13 protein-coding genes, 1 tRNA gene and 1 pseudogene are annotated in these 14,208 nt (G+C 48.6%); 1 reads left to right on the top strand and 14 read right to left on the bottom strand.

Annotated features, from left to right (window positions below; translation table 11 throughout):
- Positions 1–128 precede the first annotated feature (128 nt).
- Positions 129–536, bottom strand: a complete 408-nt coding sequence (locus tag HPY81_09235) for a hypothetical protein (protein NPV27600.1) — start codon at positions 534–536, stop codon at positions 129–131.
- A 306-nt stretch (positions 537–842) separates the two neighbouring features.
- On the opposite strand from HPY81_09235, the gene HPY81_09230 reads away from it, so the two are divergent.
- Positions 843–1,478 (top strand): TVP38/TMEM64 family protein, encoded by a 636-nt coding sequence (locus HPY81_09230; GenBank protein ID NPV27599.1) that lies wholly within the window; start codon positions 843–845, stop codon positions 1,476–1,478.
- A 575-nt stretch (positions 1,479–2,053) separates the two neighbouring features.
- On the opposite strand, the gene HPY81_09225 is transcribed toward HPY81_09230, so the two are convergent.
- From HPY81_09225 to mutM, 13 genes and pseudogenes are all read right to left on the bottom strand, one after another.
- Positions 2,054–2,136 (bottom strand) — tRNA-Leu (locus HPY81_09225).
- 86 nt (positions 2,137–2,222) lie between these two features.
- Positions 2,223–3,842 (bottom strand): ABC transporter substrate-binding protein, encoded by a 1,620-nt coding sequence (locus tag HPY81_09220; GenBank protein ID NPV27598.1) that lies wholly within the window; start codon positions 3,840–3,842, stop codon positions 2,223–2,225.
- Positions 3,843–4,029: 187 nt separating this feature from the next.
- The gene (locus tag HPY81_09215; GenBank protein ID NPV27597.1) at positions 4,030–5,001 is read right to left on the bottom strand and encodes a PAS domain-containing sensor histidine kinase; all 972 of its coding nucleotides are present in this window, start codon (positions 4,999–5,001) and stop codon (positions 4,030–4,032) included.
- 12 nt (positions 5,002–5,013) lie between these two features.
- Positions 5,014–5,298: a hypothetical protein gene (locus tag HPY81_09210; GenBank protein NPV27596.1), complete on the bottom strand. Its 285-nt coding sequence runs from the start codon at positions 5,296–5,298 to the stop codon at positions 5,014–5,016.
- A gap of 25 nt (positions 5,299–5,323) precedes the next feature.
- Complete coding sequence (locus HPY81_09205) at positions 5,324–6,322, bottom strand: 4-vinyl reductase (GenBank protein NPV27595.1); 999 nt, start codon at positions 6,320–6,322, stop codon at positions 5,324–5,326.
- Positions 6,319–7,038: an ATPase gene (locus HPY81_09200; protein ID NPV27594.1), complete on the bottom strand. Its 720-nt coding sequence runs from the start codon at positions 7,036–7,038 to the stop codon at positions 6,319–6,321. Before HPY81_09200 ends, HPY81_09205 begins: the two co-directional genes overlap by 4 nt.
- 1 nt (position 7,039) lies before the next feature.
- Positions 7,040–8,428, bottom strand: a pseudogene (locus HPY81_09195) (AAA family ATPase).
- 206 nt (positions 8,429–8,634) lie between these two features.
- A complete protein-coding gene (locus HPY81_09190; protein NPV27593.1) occupies positions 8,635–10,554 on the bottom strand; it encodes an aldehyde ferredoxin oxidoreductase family protein in 1,920 nt (639 codons plus the stop codon).
- Between the two features lie 32 nt (positions 10,555–10,586).
- Positions 10,587–10,844 carry a 4Fe-4S dicluster domain-containing protein gene (locus HPY81_09185; protein ID NPV27592.1) on the bottom strand — a complete coding sequence of 86 codons (258 nt, stop codon included), beginning with the start codon at positions 10,842–10,844 and terminating at the stop codon, positions 10,587–10,589.
- A 135-nt stretch (positions 10,845–10,979) separates the two neighbouring features.
- Positions 10,980–12,020 carry a nicotinate phosphoribosyltransferase gene (locus HPY81_09180; protein NPV27591.1) on the bottom strand — a complete coding sequence of 347 codons (1,041 nt, stop codon included), beginning with the start codon at positions 12,018–12,020 and terminating at the stop codon, positions 10,980–10,982.
- Between the two features lie 98 nt (positions 12,021–12,118).
- Positions 12,119–12,706 (bottom strand): lytic transglycosylase domain-containing protein, encoded by a 588-nt coding sequence (locus tag HPY81_09175; protein NPV27590.1) that lies wholly within the window; start codon positions 12,704–12,706, stop codon positions 12,119–12,121.
- Between the two features lie 15 nt (positions 12,707–12,721).
- Positions 12,722–13,366 (bottom strand): dephospho-CoA kinase, encoded by a 645-nt coding sequence (locus HPY81_09170; protein ID NPV27589.1) that lies wholly within the window; start codon positions 13,364–13,366, stop codon positions 12,722–12,724.
- A gap of 14 nt (positions 13,367–13,380) precedes the next feature.
- Positions 13,381–14,205, bottom strand: coding sequence for a DNA-formamidopyrimidine glycosylase (gene mutM, locus HPY81_09165; GenBank protein ID NPV27588.1), 825 nt, complete (start codon positions 14,203–14,205; stop codon positions 13,381–13,383).
- Positions 14,206–14,208 lie beyond the last annotated feature (3 nt).

The raw sequence follows: 14,208 nt of genomic DNA, 5'->3' as shown, positions 1-14,208 counted from the left end.
GCCTGGAATAAAATGTTAAATTACATTGTGGTTTGGTTTTTGACCTTAATCTAGCGAAAAAAGAGTACATCTAAACGACTAACAATGTTTTACCTTTAACAAAAAAGCTAATTTTGCAAAAGGCTCCATTAGTTAATACTGTCATAAATCTCAACCTCTTCAAAAGGAGCCAGTTTAACGTCGGACTTTAGATAAATCTTGCCGAATCTAACGTCAACTTTGATCGGAAAGCGCCGGCCTTCGCGGAGGGCGATAAACTCAGTAATAATCCCCTTGTCATTCCATTTGGACGGGTAGCAGACAAATCCTTTGCCGCGGCTTGTATACTCCCACTCTTCAAAACACTTAACCGCTTGCTGCGGTGTGAGCTCCTTTTTACACCGTTCACAGATAATTTTAAGTGGACCTTCAACCCACTCGCCTTCTTTGGTCACTTTCCCCAGAGGGTCCTGGACAATGGACATAGAATTCGTTTTAGTTAAAGTAAATCTGGTCGAATTGCCACAAGGACAACGATAAAAGGCCTGTTTTTCCATAAGTACCCTCCCCCACACCCTTTTAATATTATTTATTATTTTAACACACCGACCACGGGAAAATCGACTCCACAAAAATCCCCTGACTTGCCTCTGGTCAGGGGGTTCTCGGTTTGGCGCCTCGACGATTTTACTCTCTTTCAATCAGTCAAGGTATTGTCAGCTACGACAATAAACGATAAGATATAGCTAACAGGCAAAACAAGGGGAGGGTTCAGTATTAGTAAACTTCTGCGTTTGTTACCTTACCTCATTGCCACCCTGTTAATTATTGCATCAGTAAACTGCGGTGATATTTTGCGGAGCATGGCCATTGGCGACATTCCAGCTATCAAAGAGCACATCTTGTCCTGGGGAATCTACGCTCCACTCCTCTCGATATTTCTCTTGATTCTTCAAGGGATCATCTCGCCAGTACCGGCGGTGGTATTATACATCGCTAACGCCATGGTCTTCGGCGCTACCGTAGGATTCATCATCTCCTGGGTTGGCTCCCTCTGTTGCGCCTGGCTTTGCTTCGCCTTGGTCAGGCACACCAACATCGGTAATAAAATTAATCACCGCTACCTAGAAAAAATCAATGAAATGCTGGAAAAATACAAAGAAAAGGCTGTTTTTTTCGCTCGGATTACACCACTGCTACCGGCGGATACAACCAGTTACGCTTTTGGTCTAACTAAAGTTTCGACAAGAGAATACCTGTTCGGCACTGCCCTAGGGCAAACTCCCTCGATTCTCTTTTACTCCTTCTGGAATAATGAACAGACTTCAGTCATCTGGAGCATCATTGGTATCTTGATGTGGTCAGCCATCATGGTGATCTTGCTGAAGTTATTCCACTTCTTAGTCCGTTGGATAACAAACCAAAATAACCGGGCTTTAACCCAAGACTACCCGCACAACTCTTGCATCATTCGGAATAATCAACCTGAACCCGAATGAGCAGGGACACACCATATCAACACCTAGCACTGTGTTACTATTGGTACAGAGCAATTCCAAAACGGGAGGCGTGGTTAGTGGTTAATTTAGCTTTGGTCAGCATGTAAATACTTGTGAAAAAGGTTTGCCTTTTGCTTCTTCTTCGCTCCAGCCTGTAATTTCCTGGGGCAACTTTGTTCATTGTCGTAATCTTTCCTTCTTCGTCTTTAGTAATCACCCCATCATCGATGGAGAAAAGGGTTTTCCAAGTTTTTCTCCATCTTTACCGTTTAATGTACATTATATAACCTCCCGCGCCTCAACCCCCGCCATCAAAATAAACACCACTTAGACCAGTGCCACTACCCTAATCTTATCTACCAGTGCCGTAAAGAAATCCCCGTCGAATTCGGTTATCCTGACAAAGGCTTCCTTCAGTTTTTCCTCATCCACTGCTTGGCCAATAATGTTTCCCCTAGGCGTGTGCGGTGCGCTTTTCTCGGCTGGAACGTTAAACGTGGACGTGTCAACTGCACACGTTTCCTAAAATGAAAAGGCCGTGGTCCATTTCCACAGCCTTACGGTTATTGGGTTTCTGGTGTCGGAGACGGGACTTGAACCCGTACGGTTGCCCACACGCCCCTCAAACGTGCGCGTCTGCCAGTTCCGCCACTCCGACACGTTTTCTGTTTGCAGTGACCATTATAGCAGATACCCTAGACCAGGTCAAGCAAAAATACGGCTTAAAATCTGGTAAGTATCAGGCTACTTCAATTTCACCTTGTTCAGCGGCACCGTATTCAGGCTGGTGACCTTTAAGCCTCGCACGTCCGGACCGACCAGCTTCAAGGCATCCCATGAAAACAACCCGATCAACGGCACATCTTCTATAATCAATTGCTCCACCTGGCGATAAATCGTTAGTCGCTTAGCCAGGTCCTTCGTCTCCCGACGGGCTCCTTCCAGCAAGCTGTCTACCTGGGGGTTACGGTAGAGACAATAATTACTACTCCCGATCTGGTTGGAGTGAAAGTTGCTGTAGAAGAGATCGTCAGGGTCAGGATAATCAGCCAGCCAGCCGACGCGGAAAAACTGACACTCTCCACCAGCCAGAGCGGTTTGATAATAATTCCACGTTACACTACGCAGCCTGACTTTAATGCCAACTTGCGCCAGCTGCTTTTTGAGCATTACCGCGATAGCCTCATGACCCGGACCCGCATTGTAGGAAAAGGTGATCAGGGGTAATCCCTTGCCCTGAGGATAGCCGGCCTCAGCCAACAGTTTAGTGGCCATCTCCGGATCATAGGGATACCGGGGCTCCTGTTTGCTCTCAAAGAAAACACTGGGAAGGAGGCCATATAGCGGCGTCCCCGTTCCCCCCAGAATCTCATCCACAATCGCCTGGCGGTTAATTGCGTAAGCAACCGCCTGACGGAGTTTAAGGTTGTTAAACGGCTCATACTGGACGTTAAAACCGATATAATACGTAGATAATAACGGGCGGCGTACCAGTAATTTCGCCATGGCCGGATCGGAAAAAATATGCTTCACCTGGTCCATCGGAACTTGATCGAGTATGTCCAATTGTCCCTGCTGGAACAGGGTCAGTCCGTCTCGAGCGTTCTTGAGGAAGATAAACTGCACTTCATTCAGATTAGCCTTAGGGCCAAAGTAGGCAGGATTGCGTTCGATCACAACCCGCTCGCCACTCACCCACTCTTTTACCTTAAAGGGGCCAGTACCAACCACCGAACCATTACTGGTCCCGTATTCTTTGCCTTCCTTTTCGGTGACGTTCCGGTCGACGATGAAAAAGGGCGGCTGCCCTAATCGGGAGATAAAAGAGGCATCCGGCTGCTCCAAGACAACCTGGAGGTGGTAGTCGTCAATGACCGTAATCCCGCTAACCTGTTTGGCTTTTCCCTCGATGACCTCCCTGGCTCCCTGGATGGGCAGTAGAAGAAAAGCCGAATCCGCCCGGGTAGCCGGGTCAAGAATCCGTTCCCATGAATACTTGACATCTGCCGCCGTGACTTCGCGTCCATTATGAAATTTAATCCCCTGGCGAAGTTCAAACTGATACACCTTGCCGTCAGGCGAAATCTGCCAGGATTTGGCCAGATTCGGCTCCGGTTTCAGGGTCTCCGGGTTATAGCAAATCAGGCCATCATACAAATTAATCCCCATGGTAAGATTACCAGCCAGGTAAAGGTGCGCCGGGTCCAGGGAAGAAACGTTGGCTACTAAACCAAAGCGAAATGGCCGCTGGTTGTTCTGAAGCCACGGCGGTGTAAATGAAACTGCCCAGGCCATTAAACCCAGAATAGCCAGCAGCCCAATCCACAATCCCCAATTTCGCCAGCGGTCGAATATCTTCCACAACTCGTTTACCTCCCTGCACCATAAATGTAGACAACCTATTAATCATATTTACATATTTATGGTCAGAGATTAGAATTTATGTTGGCATGTGAAAAAATATTGTTCAAAAACAAAGAGCTTCAAATGGGGCCTTAAATATACCCGGGTAGGTCTATAGTTACAACCGTTCCTTTACCTGGTTCACTTTCTACCTGTATTTTCCCCCATGTTTTTTAATAATCTGCTTGCTCATCCCTAACCCCAAACCAATGCCGCCCTTTTTAGTAGTAAAAAAAGTGTCAAATATCTTGTTCAAACTCTCTTGGCCTATCCCTTCGCCGGTATCTTTAATTCTAGTCCTCACTAAATTGTTCTCTCTGTTGTAATTAACCTTAATTTCCAACCTTCCTCCATCAGGCATCGCCTCAAAAGCATTTTTAACGACATTTATCAAGACCTGCTTGATTTGTTCCCGGTCCAACTTAACCAAAGGTAAATCAGGTTCTATGCAACACATAACCTGGATATTTTTCAACACGGCCTCGCTTTCGAACAGTCTTTTTATCTCTAGAATAATCTCCTCATATGAGTTAATAGTTCTTCTGGTTCTGGATGGTTTAGCGAGATGCAAAAAATCTTCCAGGATAGTGTTGATCCTCTCAATTTCTGCCATAAGAATTTCGATATAAGCCTCTTTAGGAGAGCCAATCAATTGATTCTTTAATAATTGGATAAAGCCTTTGATCGCTGTTAAAGGGTTACGAATTTCGTGAGCACATCCCGCCGCTAACTGTCCTAGTATAGCTAGCTTTTCTACCTGAAGAACCGCGTTTTCGAGCTCTCTGAATGCGGTAATATTCTGAACCACAGCTAGCAGGCCGTACTCGCTTTCACTTTGGGGTAGCATGTATGTACTTACCGATAGAATAACTTTCTTTCCATCCCAGGTTTTATCACAAATCTCAATTTCTTGCAATTCCCTTTGCTCTTTAATGGCTTCCAAGATTTTTTTATAGAGCTGGCTTTCTTCTCTAGGATAACCGGCAATGTCTTTCAGCGCTTTATTAGATACTCTTAAGGAACCGTCAGGATCAAATATCAAAACTCCTACCGGTAGGAGATCTAAAAAAAGAGGAGAGATGGACAATGCTTCCGTGAGACTAAGGTTAAAAAGCGGCATCTTTCTCATCACCTACTTATTCTTTAAGCTCAACTCATCCAAACTGACGTAGGAGTACTTCAAACGGTAAATAGCTTTGTCTCCACCGTTTTTAACAAGAACCCCCATCTCTAGAAGCTTACCAATGGCCCGTTCTACTTGCTCGGGTGTTCTATTGATTCGCATCGCCAGGCCGTTAATCGTATCCCGCGCATGAGGGTTGGCGTTAAAGTATGTAATCAAATCAATCCTGACCACAGCATCGGTAATATTTTTATTGTAAGGAGACAACTCTACTAAATTCTTTTTCTTAGACAACCTAAATAACACTCCTTTTAAGATTCTAGATCGCGATGGGGAGAACCAGAAATTCACAGTACTGACTTTTCATTGATTGGCACTGCATCTCCTCACAAATCATTTCTCTACCAAGTAGGACAGTTATATAAGCAGCAAAGGTGCCGCGCAAAAGATCACAAACCACCCTAGGTGTCCGGTATAACCGAATCTGGCTTTCCACAGCCGCGACCTGAAAAGACTCATAGCACCGGAAAACAACTCTTCCCTCTGTCTGGTTAAAGCAAACAAGCTCAACCTTTCCTAACCCAGAACGGGTTATTTCTTCACAAAGGCTCTCCAAACACTCCTGCACATTATTGTAAAGAGAACTGGCTCTTTGCGCGATAATCAAACCGGAAGAATAGCCTGCATCATATAAAACCTGGCGCAAGATATGTGGAGCATGTTCTTTGATGGCTGTCAAGAGAGAAGTGAAAGTTTGTAGTGGTAAAAAAATTGCCCTTTCTCCCGCTATTTTCAAGACATTTCCTTCCCGGACAACAATCTGGTGCTTCGACCAATCCCGGGGAAACACTTTTCCCTCGCAGATCTCGCCTTTGAAAGCAACAGTCGAGCCAAAATCAATTCCTAGCCGACTTTTCAAGACTCCCAAAAAAGCCCCTATACGGGGACAGTTAAAATACAATTCCTCGGCTCTGGCACGGTTGCAAAAAAGCTTGTAAATGCATTTTTTCTGTTGAATAGTAATGTGTATCGAGTCTTTATCATCTTTTAAAGAATAATCGTTAGCATCCAGGAACCCTTCCGAGTCAAGAAAGCTAAGGTAAGTCTGGCAAATATCAAGAGGGTTATCCGAGGCAAATTCTATCCGGTCCTGGAAATCCTTGAAGGTTTTGCTGCCAACCGCCTGGGTTATCTGCTCGACCCAGTACTCACCGCCAAAAGGCATCCGTCTAGCCATTTCGCTTAAGCACAGGTAGAGGACATTAATCACTCGACGAAAAGAAATAGCTTTATTTTTAATATCTTTGTCGATAGTCACGCAATCACCTCCAGATCTAAAGCTACCACGATCCCGAAGACAGGGTGGATGGTAAACATATACTGGTTAGCACTAAACTTGCCACTCTTTAGCTTCCCCAACTGTAAAATCCGCACCGGTCTGGCAGGAGAACCTCCTAAGGTCATTCGCACAATGACATTGTAAAGATGGGAGATCGCCGTCATCACTTGGGACTCAAGGATATCTTTAACAAAAACGTCCATGGTCAGAACCCCATGCTTGCGCAAGAACTTGAGCCGATTTTTGTGAAAATTGATTATTTGGTTAGAGTCTAGCCCCGTTAACAGGGTACTCATGCTGTCCACAATCAGCCTGACCCTGCCTCCCAAATTTTTACTCAAAATTTTCTTCTCCAAGGTGAAATACTTGTCCAGGTTACCGTGGTCACTGATACTATATAATTCTGGACTATCATCCTGCTCGTAAGCGTCGACAAAAATCAACCGCCCGGTTTCTTCATAGGCCTTTGTGCTTAACTTGAACATAGTCAAATGCTCTCGCATTACAGACGGCGCTTCATCACAGGCTACATAAATACAGGTATCTCCGCAAATTAATCCTTCTTTAATAAATTCGCCTGCTAAGACGGTTTTCCCGACACCGGTGTCACCTTGTACCAAAATTTGACTCCCGTAGCTTAGCCCCTGGGAAACGATGGTATCTAACCCTTCTACCCCAAAAAAAGCTCTACTCATCTTATAAAACCTCCCCAACCCGGGGAAAAACCTGGATCCCCCGGTCACCAATTTCCATGATGTGATTGCCAGTAATGTGGTTAATCCCCCGCATCTTGAAAACTTCCAGATACCTGATCCGCCGGTTTTTCTCAAAAGTGGATTTCAATAGAATGGTGCCGTGAACTAATGACTCCTCGGTACTGTACCCGTCCTGTTCACTCATCGTGAGGTTGGACAAGAGAAAAGCGGTACAGCCCAAGCTGGTCAGGTAAGAAACCAGACAATAAATTTTTTCCCGTAGAACATATTCATCTTTTATCGTCGCTGTTAAAGCCGGCAAGGAGTCAATAACAATTCGCTTGGCACCAATTTTAATAATCGACTGTCCTAACTTAATAATTTCCTCATCAAAGTTGAGGTTGATGGGTCGAGAGTAGAATACCTTAACCATATTGTCACGCTGAAGGAGTGGCAGGTCCCATCCGAAAACGGCGGCATTTTTGTGAAGTTGCTCCGGGTGCTCTTCAAAAGAAAGATAAAAACCTTTTTCCCCGTACTGCGTTGCCCCATTCACCAGGTACTGAAGGGCCAAAATGGTTTTACCTGTCCCGGAGCCGCCGGCCACAATCACCGAATGTCCCCTGGGGATCCCCCCGCGCAACAGATCATCTAAACCTTCTACGCCAGTAGGAATTGTATCCGTACCAATTTCTGGCAGTTCCTGGTGAGTAATAATACTTCGCAAAGAGTAGACTTTTACTCCGTGCTGCTCAATTCTGATGGGATGCCGGCCAGCGATGTGATCTTGTCCGCGGGTCTTCAAAATTTCGATATAACGGGTACGCCGGTTGGTGCTCTCTTCATTATTGGTCAGCCTGATCACCACATCGACAACATATTCCTAAAAAGGAATAATACGGTTGCCGGAGTCCTCGATTTCTTTCACCAAAAAAGAGGTCAAACCCATCCTTTTTAAACCATTACAAAAACTGTAAACCGCACGTCGTAATTCCAAAGGATCAGGAAGAATATTGGCAAAATGGGTGACACTGTCAATAACGATCCTTTTAGCACCAACTTCGCTAACAACTTCCTCCAATAAACCCGTGCCGGGGTCTAATAGTAGTTCTGGTGACGTGCAAACCACCCTGAGCTTGTTTTCTCGCTCCAATGCTCGTAAATCCCAACCAAAATTGGCGGCATCACGGTAAAACTGCTCAGGTAATTGTTCAAAAGTCACAATCACCCCGGCCTCCCCGTACCGCACCGCCCCGTGATAGATAAACTCCAAAGCTAGGGTCGTTTTACCAGTCCCGGGAACCCCCTCCACCAGGACACTGTTCCCCTCCCTAATCCCTCCGTAGAGAAGAGCATCAAGCCCGACAATACCCGTCTTAATTATTGGCATGGTTCATCACCTCCGCAACAATAGACGTAACATTACAACTTCTACATCTTTTAACAAAAACCTGCCAAAAATATGAATTATTTTACAGAATTTAACTATATTTTTAAAATTTACGCTATCTTAAAGAGAAATAGGCCCCTGACTTGTATAATAAAAAAAGAGCAGAGCATCGGATTTGCTCTACCCCAAACTAGAATTGCCTTTCCTTACCCGGTTATACCCAGTTCAGCCAGTTTCTCTTTAGTGGGAATACCGGTCTCCCGCTCCCAGCCGCGGGCCTCGTAGTAATCCTCCAGCGTTTCCTGAACCTTCGCTGGGTCGAGCACCCGCCCCTGGCTCGGACCTTCTGGGAGCGGTTCTTGATAGAAGCGTTTTGGATAAACGCTGTCAGCTTTGTTTTCCCCCTCCCGAATATTAAATAACTTCTGCAGGTTCCAGACCCTTTCTCCCACCTGCATCAGCTCTTCAGCGGTCAGGTTAATCCCGGTGAGGGTTGAGTATAATTTGGCCAGCAGGGTTGGGCCAACCGCCTGCAGCACTGGTGGACGAATGCACATCCCGATTGTGTTGTACACGGAAATTAAGTCTTCAGACCACTTGGACATCTTGGGGATGTTGACATCCTTGGTTTCTGGATCAAAAACTTCCTGTTTAATTTTCTCGGGCATGTCAAAGCGCTCGTAGAGTTTATCTGGGAAACCAAACTTTTCCGTCTTATATGGGATCGGGTTGTCGTTGAACTTCAAGTTTTCCACCGGGTTGCGGTTGCGCAAGTGATCGCCACCGCGAATATTGGTGATATTACCAAACGTCCAGGTTGACCAACGGCCACGTGCGTCGGCCATGGGGATTTCCAAACCCTTGATCTGCATGGCGTAGTAATCAGTCCCGGGGATCTTTTCTGCCGCTCTCTTCGTCCCCTCGGCCAGGATATCCCCGATTCCCTGGCGGTAAACGATCATCTCCAGAAGTTTAAAAGTAGCTTCTTCATCGCCCCACTCCAGCTTGAACCCGATCTGTTCCTCCGTCAAAAATCCACGCTGGTATAGCTCCGTGGCAAAAGCGATGGTTGAACCCGCAGAAACCAGGTCCACCCCATACCGCTGACACAGTTCCGTTGCCTTGGCTACCGCTGGGATGTTGTTAAGGTCACAGCCGGCCGCGAAAGCCATCAACGGCGTGACTTCCATATCCTTAACCTTCAGACCTGCATAAGGTCCGTCCTTAACCTCGGTCCAGTGGGCGCAGGCGATCGGACATGAGATACAGGCGATTCCCCGATTGCTGTACTTCGGCACCATCTGGCGGCTCCGCGTTTCCATCCAGTTCGGTAACACGCCGGTCTGGAAATTTCGGCCAGGAAGGGCACCAAACTCATAATATGGCACCGTGGCCAGCATCGTCCCGAACTTACTGAACGGACCGAAGAAAGGTGAGGCATAGATCGCTTTACGGGTCTGGTCGACCGCTTCGAGGAGCTCCTTCTTGCTGGCCACCTTGATACTGCCAGTGCCACGCACCGCAATGGCTTTCAGATTCTTCGAGCCCATGACTGCCCCCAGGCCGGTCCGACCCCAGGCGTCATAATAACCATTTTCGATACTAGCAAAACGGCACAGCTTTTCTCCCGCTGGTCCGATGGTGGCTACTTGAATTTCCTCGTCCTGGAGATCTTGCCGGATGAGGGAAATTGTCTCCCAGGCATCTTTCCCCCACAGGTGATCAGCCGAGCGGATCTCTACCTTCCCATTATGAATCCACAGGTAAACTGGCGAATCCGCCCGCCCCCGCAGGATTAACCCATCATAGCCCGCAAATTTAAGCTCACTTCCCCAGTAGTTGCCCGAGCTGGAGGTGCCGAACAAACCGGTGGCTGGCGATTTGGCTGAGGCCTCGGTGCGACAGGCAGTCGGTATATTGGTGCCTACCAGTACCCCAACCCCAAAACAAAGAATATTCTCCGGGCCAAGCGGGTCTACCCCCGCTGGCAACTGTTCATAAAGAATTTTCGTATTGATACCTAGACCACTGACGTAAGTCCTTTTCAGTTCTTCATCCAGTGGGATCTCTTTTACGGTCAACCCGGTCAGGTCGATATCCAGCATTTTACCCGCGTATCCAAACATCAATCTCCCCCCAATTTCTCGCATAGTCTGGCCTACTTGTCTGCTGCAGCAGGTAGTTCGGGAACCTCAACGACCCGCAAACAGCCGGCTGGGCACACTTCTGCACACTTATAACAGCTCCGGCACGTGGACGAAAAAGTAATGTCAAACTGCCCGTTCAAATCATGTTTCTTGATAGTGACGTGGGCCTTGGTCAAATCAAACTCATCGTGATAAGTAATTGAACAGGTTAAAGCACATGTGGTACAACCAATACATTTCTTCGGTGTAATGACCATTTCTTTTGCCATTGTTTCACCACCTTTAAATCGATATATTTCTTCTATTTTCGACATTTAACTCGAGATTCCTGTAAACTCAAACCAGATCTTTTAAAAAAAGACCCCCATCAGAAGAGGCCCATGGATCCAGTTTATTTTTTGTTATCACTGGAATTTCACCAACCGCGGGTTATCCACGCAGCCGGGAATTCGTCCTCGCTTTGCGACTGGCTGACCATTGACCTCTTTTAAGTCCATGGTCATATCGATCGGCGGGGCACCGGAAATATAGCTGCCAACCCCAAAGGCATCCGCACCGGCCGCGACTAACTGGCTGATCTTTTCAGGGGTTAGCCCACCGGAGACAAAAATCTTGACATGCTCCGCCCCTACCGCGTTCAACCGGGCGCGGACTTCCCGCACCAGGTCAGGCGTTACTCCCCCCCGCTCACTCGGGGTGTCCAACCGTATCCCCTCCAGGTGCGGTCCCAAGACAGCAGCTACCCGGAGTGCCTCCTCCGCTTCGTCCTTAAAGGTATCAACCAGCACGAGGCGCAGGTGCTCAGGCGGCATGGTCTGGTGGTAAGCCAGGCCAACCTCAACCGTATCACCGGCGATCAAGATGGCAGCGTGCGGCACAGTACCAGCGGGCTCTTTTCCCGCCAGTTTGGCCCCCAGGATACAACTTGCTCCGTCTGCTCCACCCACAATGGCCGCCCGCTCCATCACCGGCGCAACCGCCGGATGCACATGCCGGGCCCCAAAACACAGCACCGGTCGGTGGCCGGCGGCCGCTTTCGCCTCTCTGGCCGCAGTCGCCCACCCGCTTGAACTGGCCAGGAATCCAAGGATCGCCGTCTCAAACAGACCAAATGCGTTGTATGGTCCCGCGAGGCGCATCAGCACCTCTTTTTCTGTAAATGTCTCTCCTTCAGGCAGCGACCACACCTCTACCGGCCGGTCTTTCAGCAGGTTCAGCACCTCCGGCACACCGGCCAGTACCCCGGCACGGCGGGCAAAAATCTCGGCTTTTACCGGGGTATCTGCTTTCCCTAGGTATTCTAAAATCTCGTAAGTCTTAACGAAATAGATATCTGCAGTCGCTCCATTAGCGATCTCATCATGGTCGGCCGAAAAAAATCGGCGCTGGAGATCTATTTTCAGGTTGCTTACTTCCGCCAGGGTACGAATTTCCTTTGCCGGCATGACTATCCCCTTTCTGGTAGCAGTTTACAGTAGTATTCTCTTTTTATCCCTAAAATCCTCTTTGTCTTGGTGTAATAACAAGGTGCCGTCTTGGCACCTCACTTAACCGCATACAGTTTTCGGTAGATGTAATAGTCACTCATCACCCGGTAGACATACTTGCGGGTTTCTGGGAAAGGGATCTGGTCAATGGCTTGATACTCACCTGTCCACAGACCAACGGCCAGCCAGGTTTTGACGTTTCCCCGACCAGCGTTATAAGCAGCGACCGTTACGACCACGTTATGGTCAAACTCATCCAGAAGTTCGGACAGATACCACGTCCCAATCTGAATGTTTCGCTGTGGTTCGTACAACTGACTGGGATGGTAGTCAGGCAATTTCATCTGGCGGGCCGCCCACTCAGCTGTTTCCGGCATCAGCTGCATCAGTCCCCGCGCGCCCACCCGGGATTCGGCATCGGGGTAAAAACGACTTTCCACCTGGATGATAGCCGCCACCAAATAGGGGTCAACGTCAAACACTCGAGCGTAGCAGAAAATCAACTCCCGGTGAGGAATGGGATAAAAATACTTGAGGATTCGGGGTGCATTCAGGGTAATCAGGGCAAGAATAACTACTGCGCTCAGGAACAAACTCAACCAAAACCGTCTTTTTCTCTGGCCCCAAAACAAGACCATGGTCATACCCCCGAAACCATTCTATGTCTTTGGCAAATCAATCATGTCTTGTTTCGGGGTATTTTCCTCAGTTTGCCCGAGTTCCCTCCACAACTTACGGACCTGGCTCACCGTATCGGTAATACTCCCCCTATTGTCGATAACCCGATCCGCTACCTTCACCTTCTCTGCCAGCGGCATTTGAGAAGCAATCCGCTGTCGGGCCGCCGCTTCGCTCAGGCCGTCCCGCTCCATCAACCGCTTGAGCTGAGTCTGTTCATCCACCGCTGTTACCCAGATCTCGTCCACCAGGTCATTCATGCCGGCCTCAATTAATAAGGGGACATCCAGAAACACCACCCGGTCCAGGCTTTCCTGGCGCAATCTGGCTAACTGACGTTCAAATTCAGCCCTCACCTGGGGATGGGTGATGGCATTCAGCTTTTGCCTGGCTACCGGGTCCGCAAAAACGCGCTGACCCAGGACCGGTCGGTCCAGGGTACCGTCGGACCGTAAGACCTCTGGACCAAAATAATCCACAATTTCGCGCCAGGCCGGCTGGCCCGGCGCCACAATCTCCCTGGCGATCTGGTCCGCGTCCAGAACTACCGCGCCCAGTTGCCGCAGGATCTCAGCAACGGTGCTTTTTCCGGTGGCGATTCCGCCAGTCAAACCAATCACTCTCATGCCCGGATTCTCTCCTAATTCTGACAGTTAGGACAGTGGTAGGAACTCCGCCCCCCAACTTTCAGCCGGTGGATCACCTGCCCACATCGCGGACAGGCTTGACCTTCCCTGGCGTATACCTGCAGGTAATGCTGATATTCGCCGGGTCTGCCTTCCCCATCAACGTAATCGCTGACCGAAGTCCCCCGGTGCTCAACCCCAGCCGCCAGCACCTGCCGGATAGCCGCGTAAAGGCGGTTAATCTCCGCTGGCGATAGCGAATTGCTAACCCGCTCTGGGTGAAGCCCGGCCGTAAATAGAATCTCATCGGCGTAAATGTTGCCGATTCCCGCGATCAAGGTCTGGTCAAGCAGCAGTTGCTTGATCTTCGTTTTGCGTGGGCCAGTTATCTCCGCCAGATATTCTCGCGTAAACTCATCGCCCAGGGGTTCAACACCCAGTTCATTCAGGCCCGGCACCTGATGCAGTTCACCCCTTGGCACCAACAACATATAGCCAAACTGCCGGAGGTCCTGAAAGCGGAGTTGGTGACCATTATCCAGTGTGAAGACCACATGGGTGTGTTTCGTCTGCGGTACGTCTGCGGCCGTATACAACCAGCGGCCAGTCATCTTTAGATGAGTTACCAGGGTCTGTCCATTACTAAGGGAAGTCAATAAATATTTTCCCCGCCGGTCAATCCCGAGGATTTTTTGCCCAACCAACCGTTCACTAAACTCCATCGGGCTCAGACCCTGGACAATTTTCGGTAAGGCCACCTCCACCTCGGTGATGACCCGGTCAACGATTTTCTTTTCCAACGTGCGTTTAACCGTCTCGACTTCAGGTAGTTCTGGCAATGC

This window comes from Bacillota bacterium (assembly GCA_013178045.1).
Classification (GTDB): domain Bacteria; phylum Bacillota; class Ch66; order Ch66; family Ch66; genus Ch66.
This window is presented reverse-complemented; position numbering and strand designations above follow the sequence as displayed.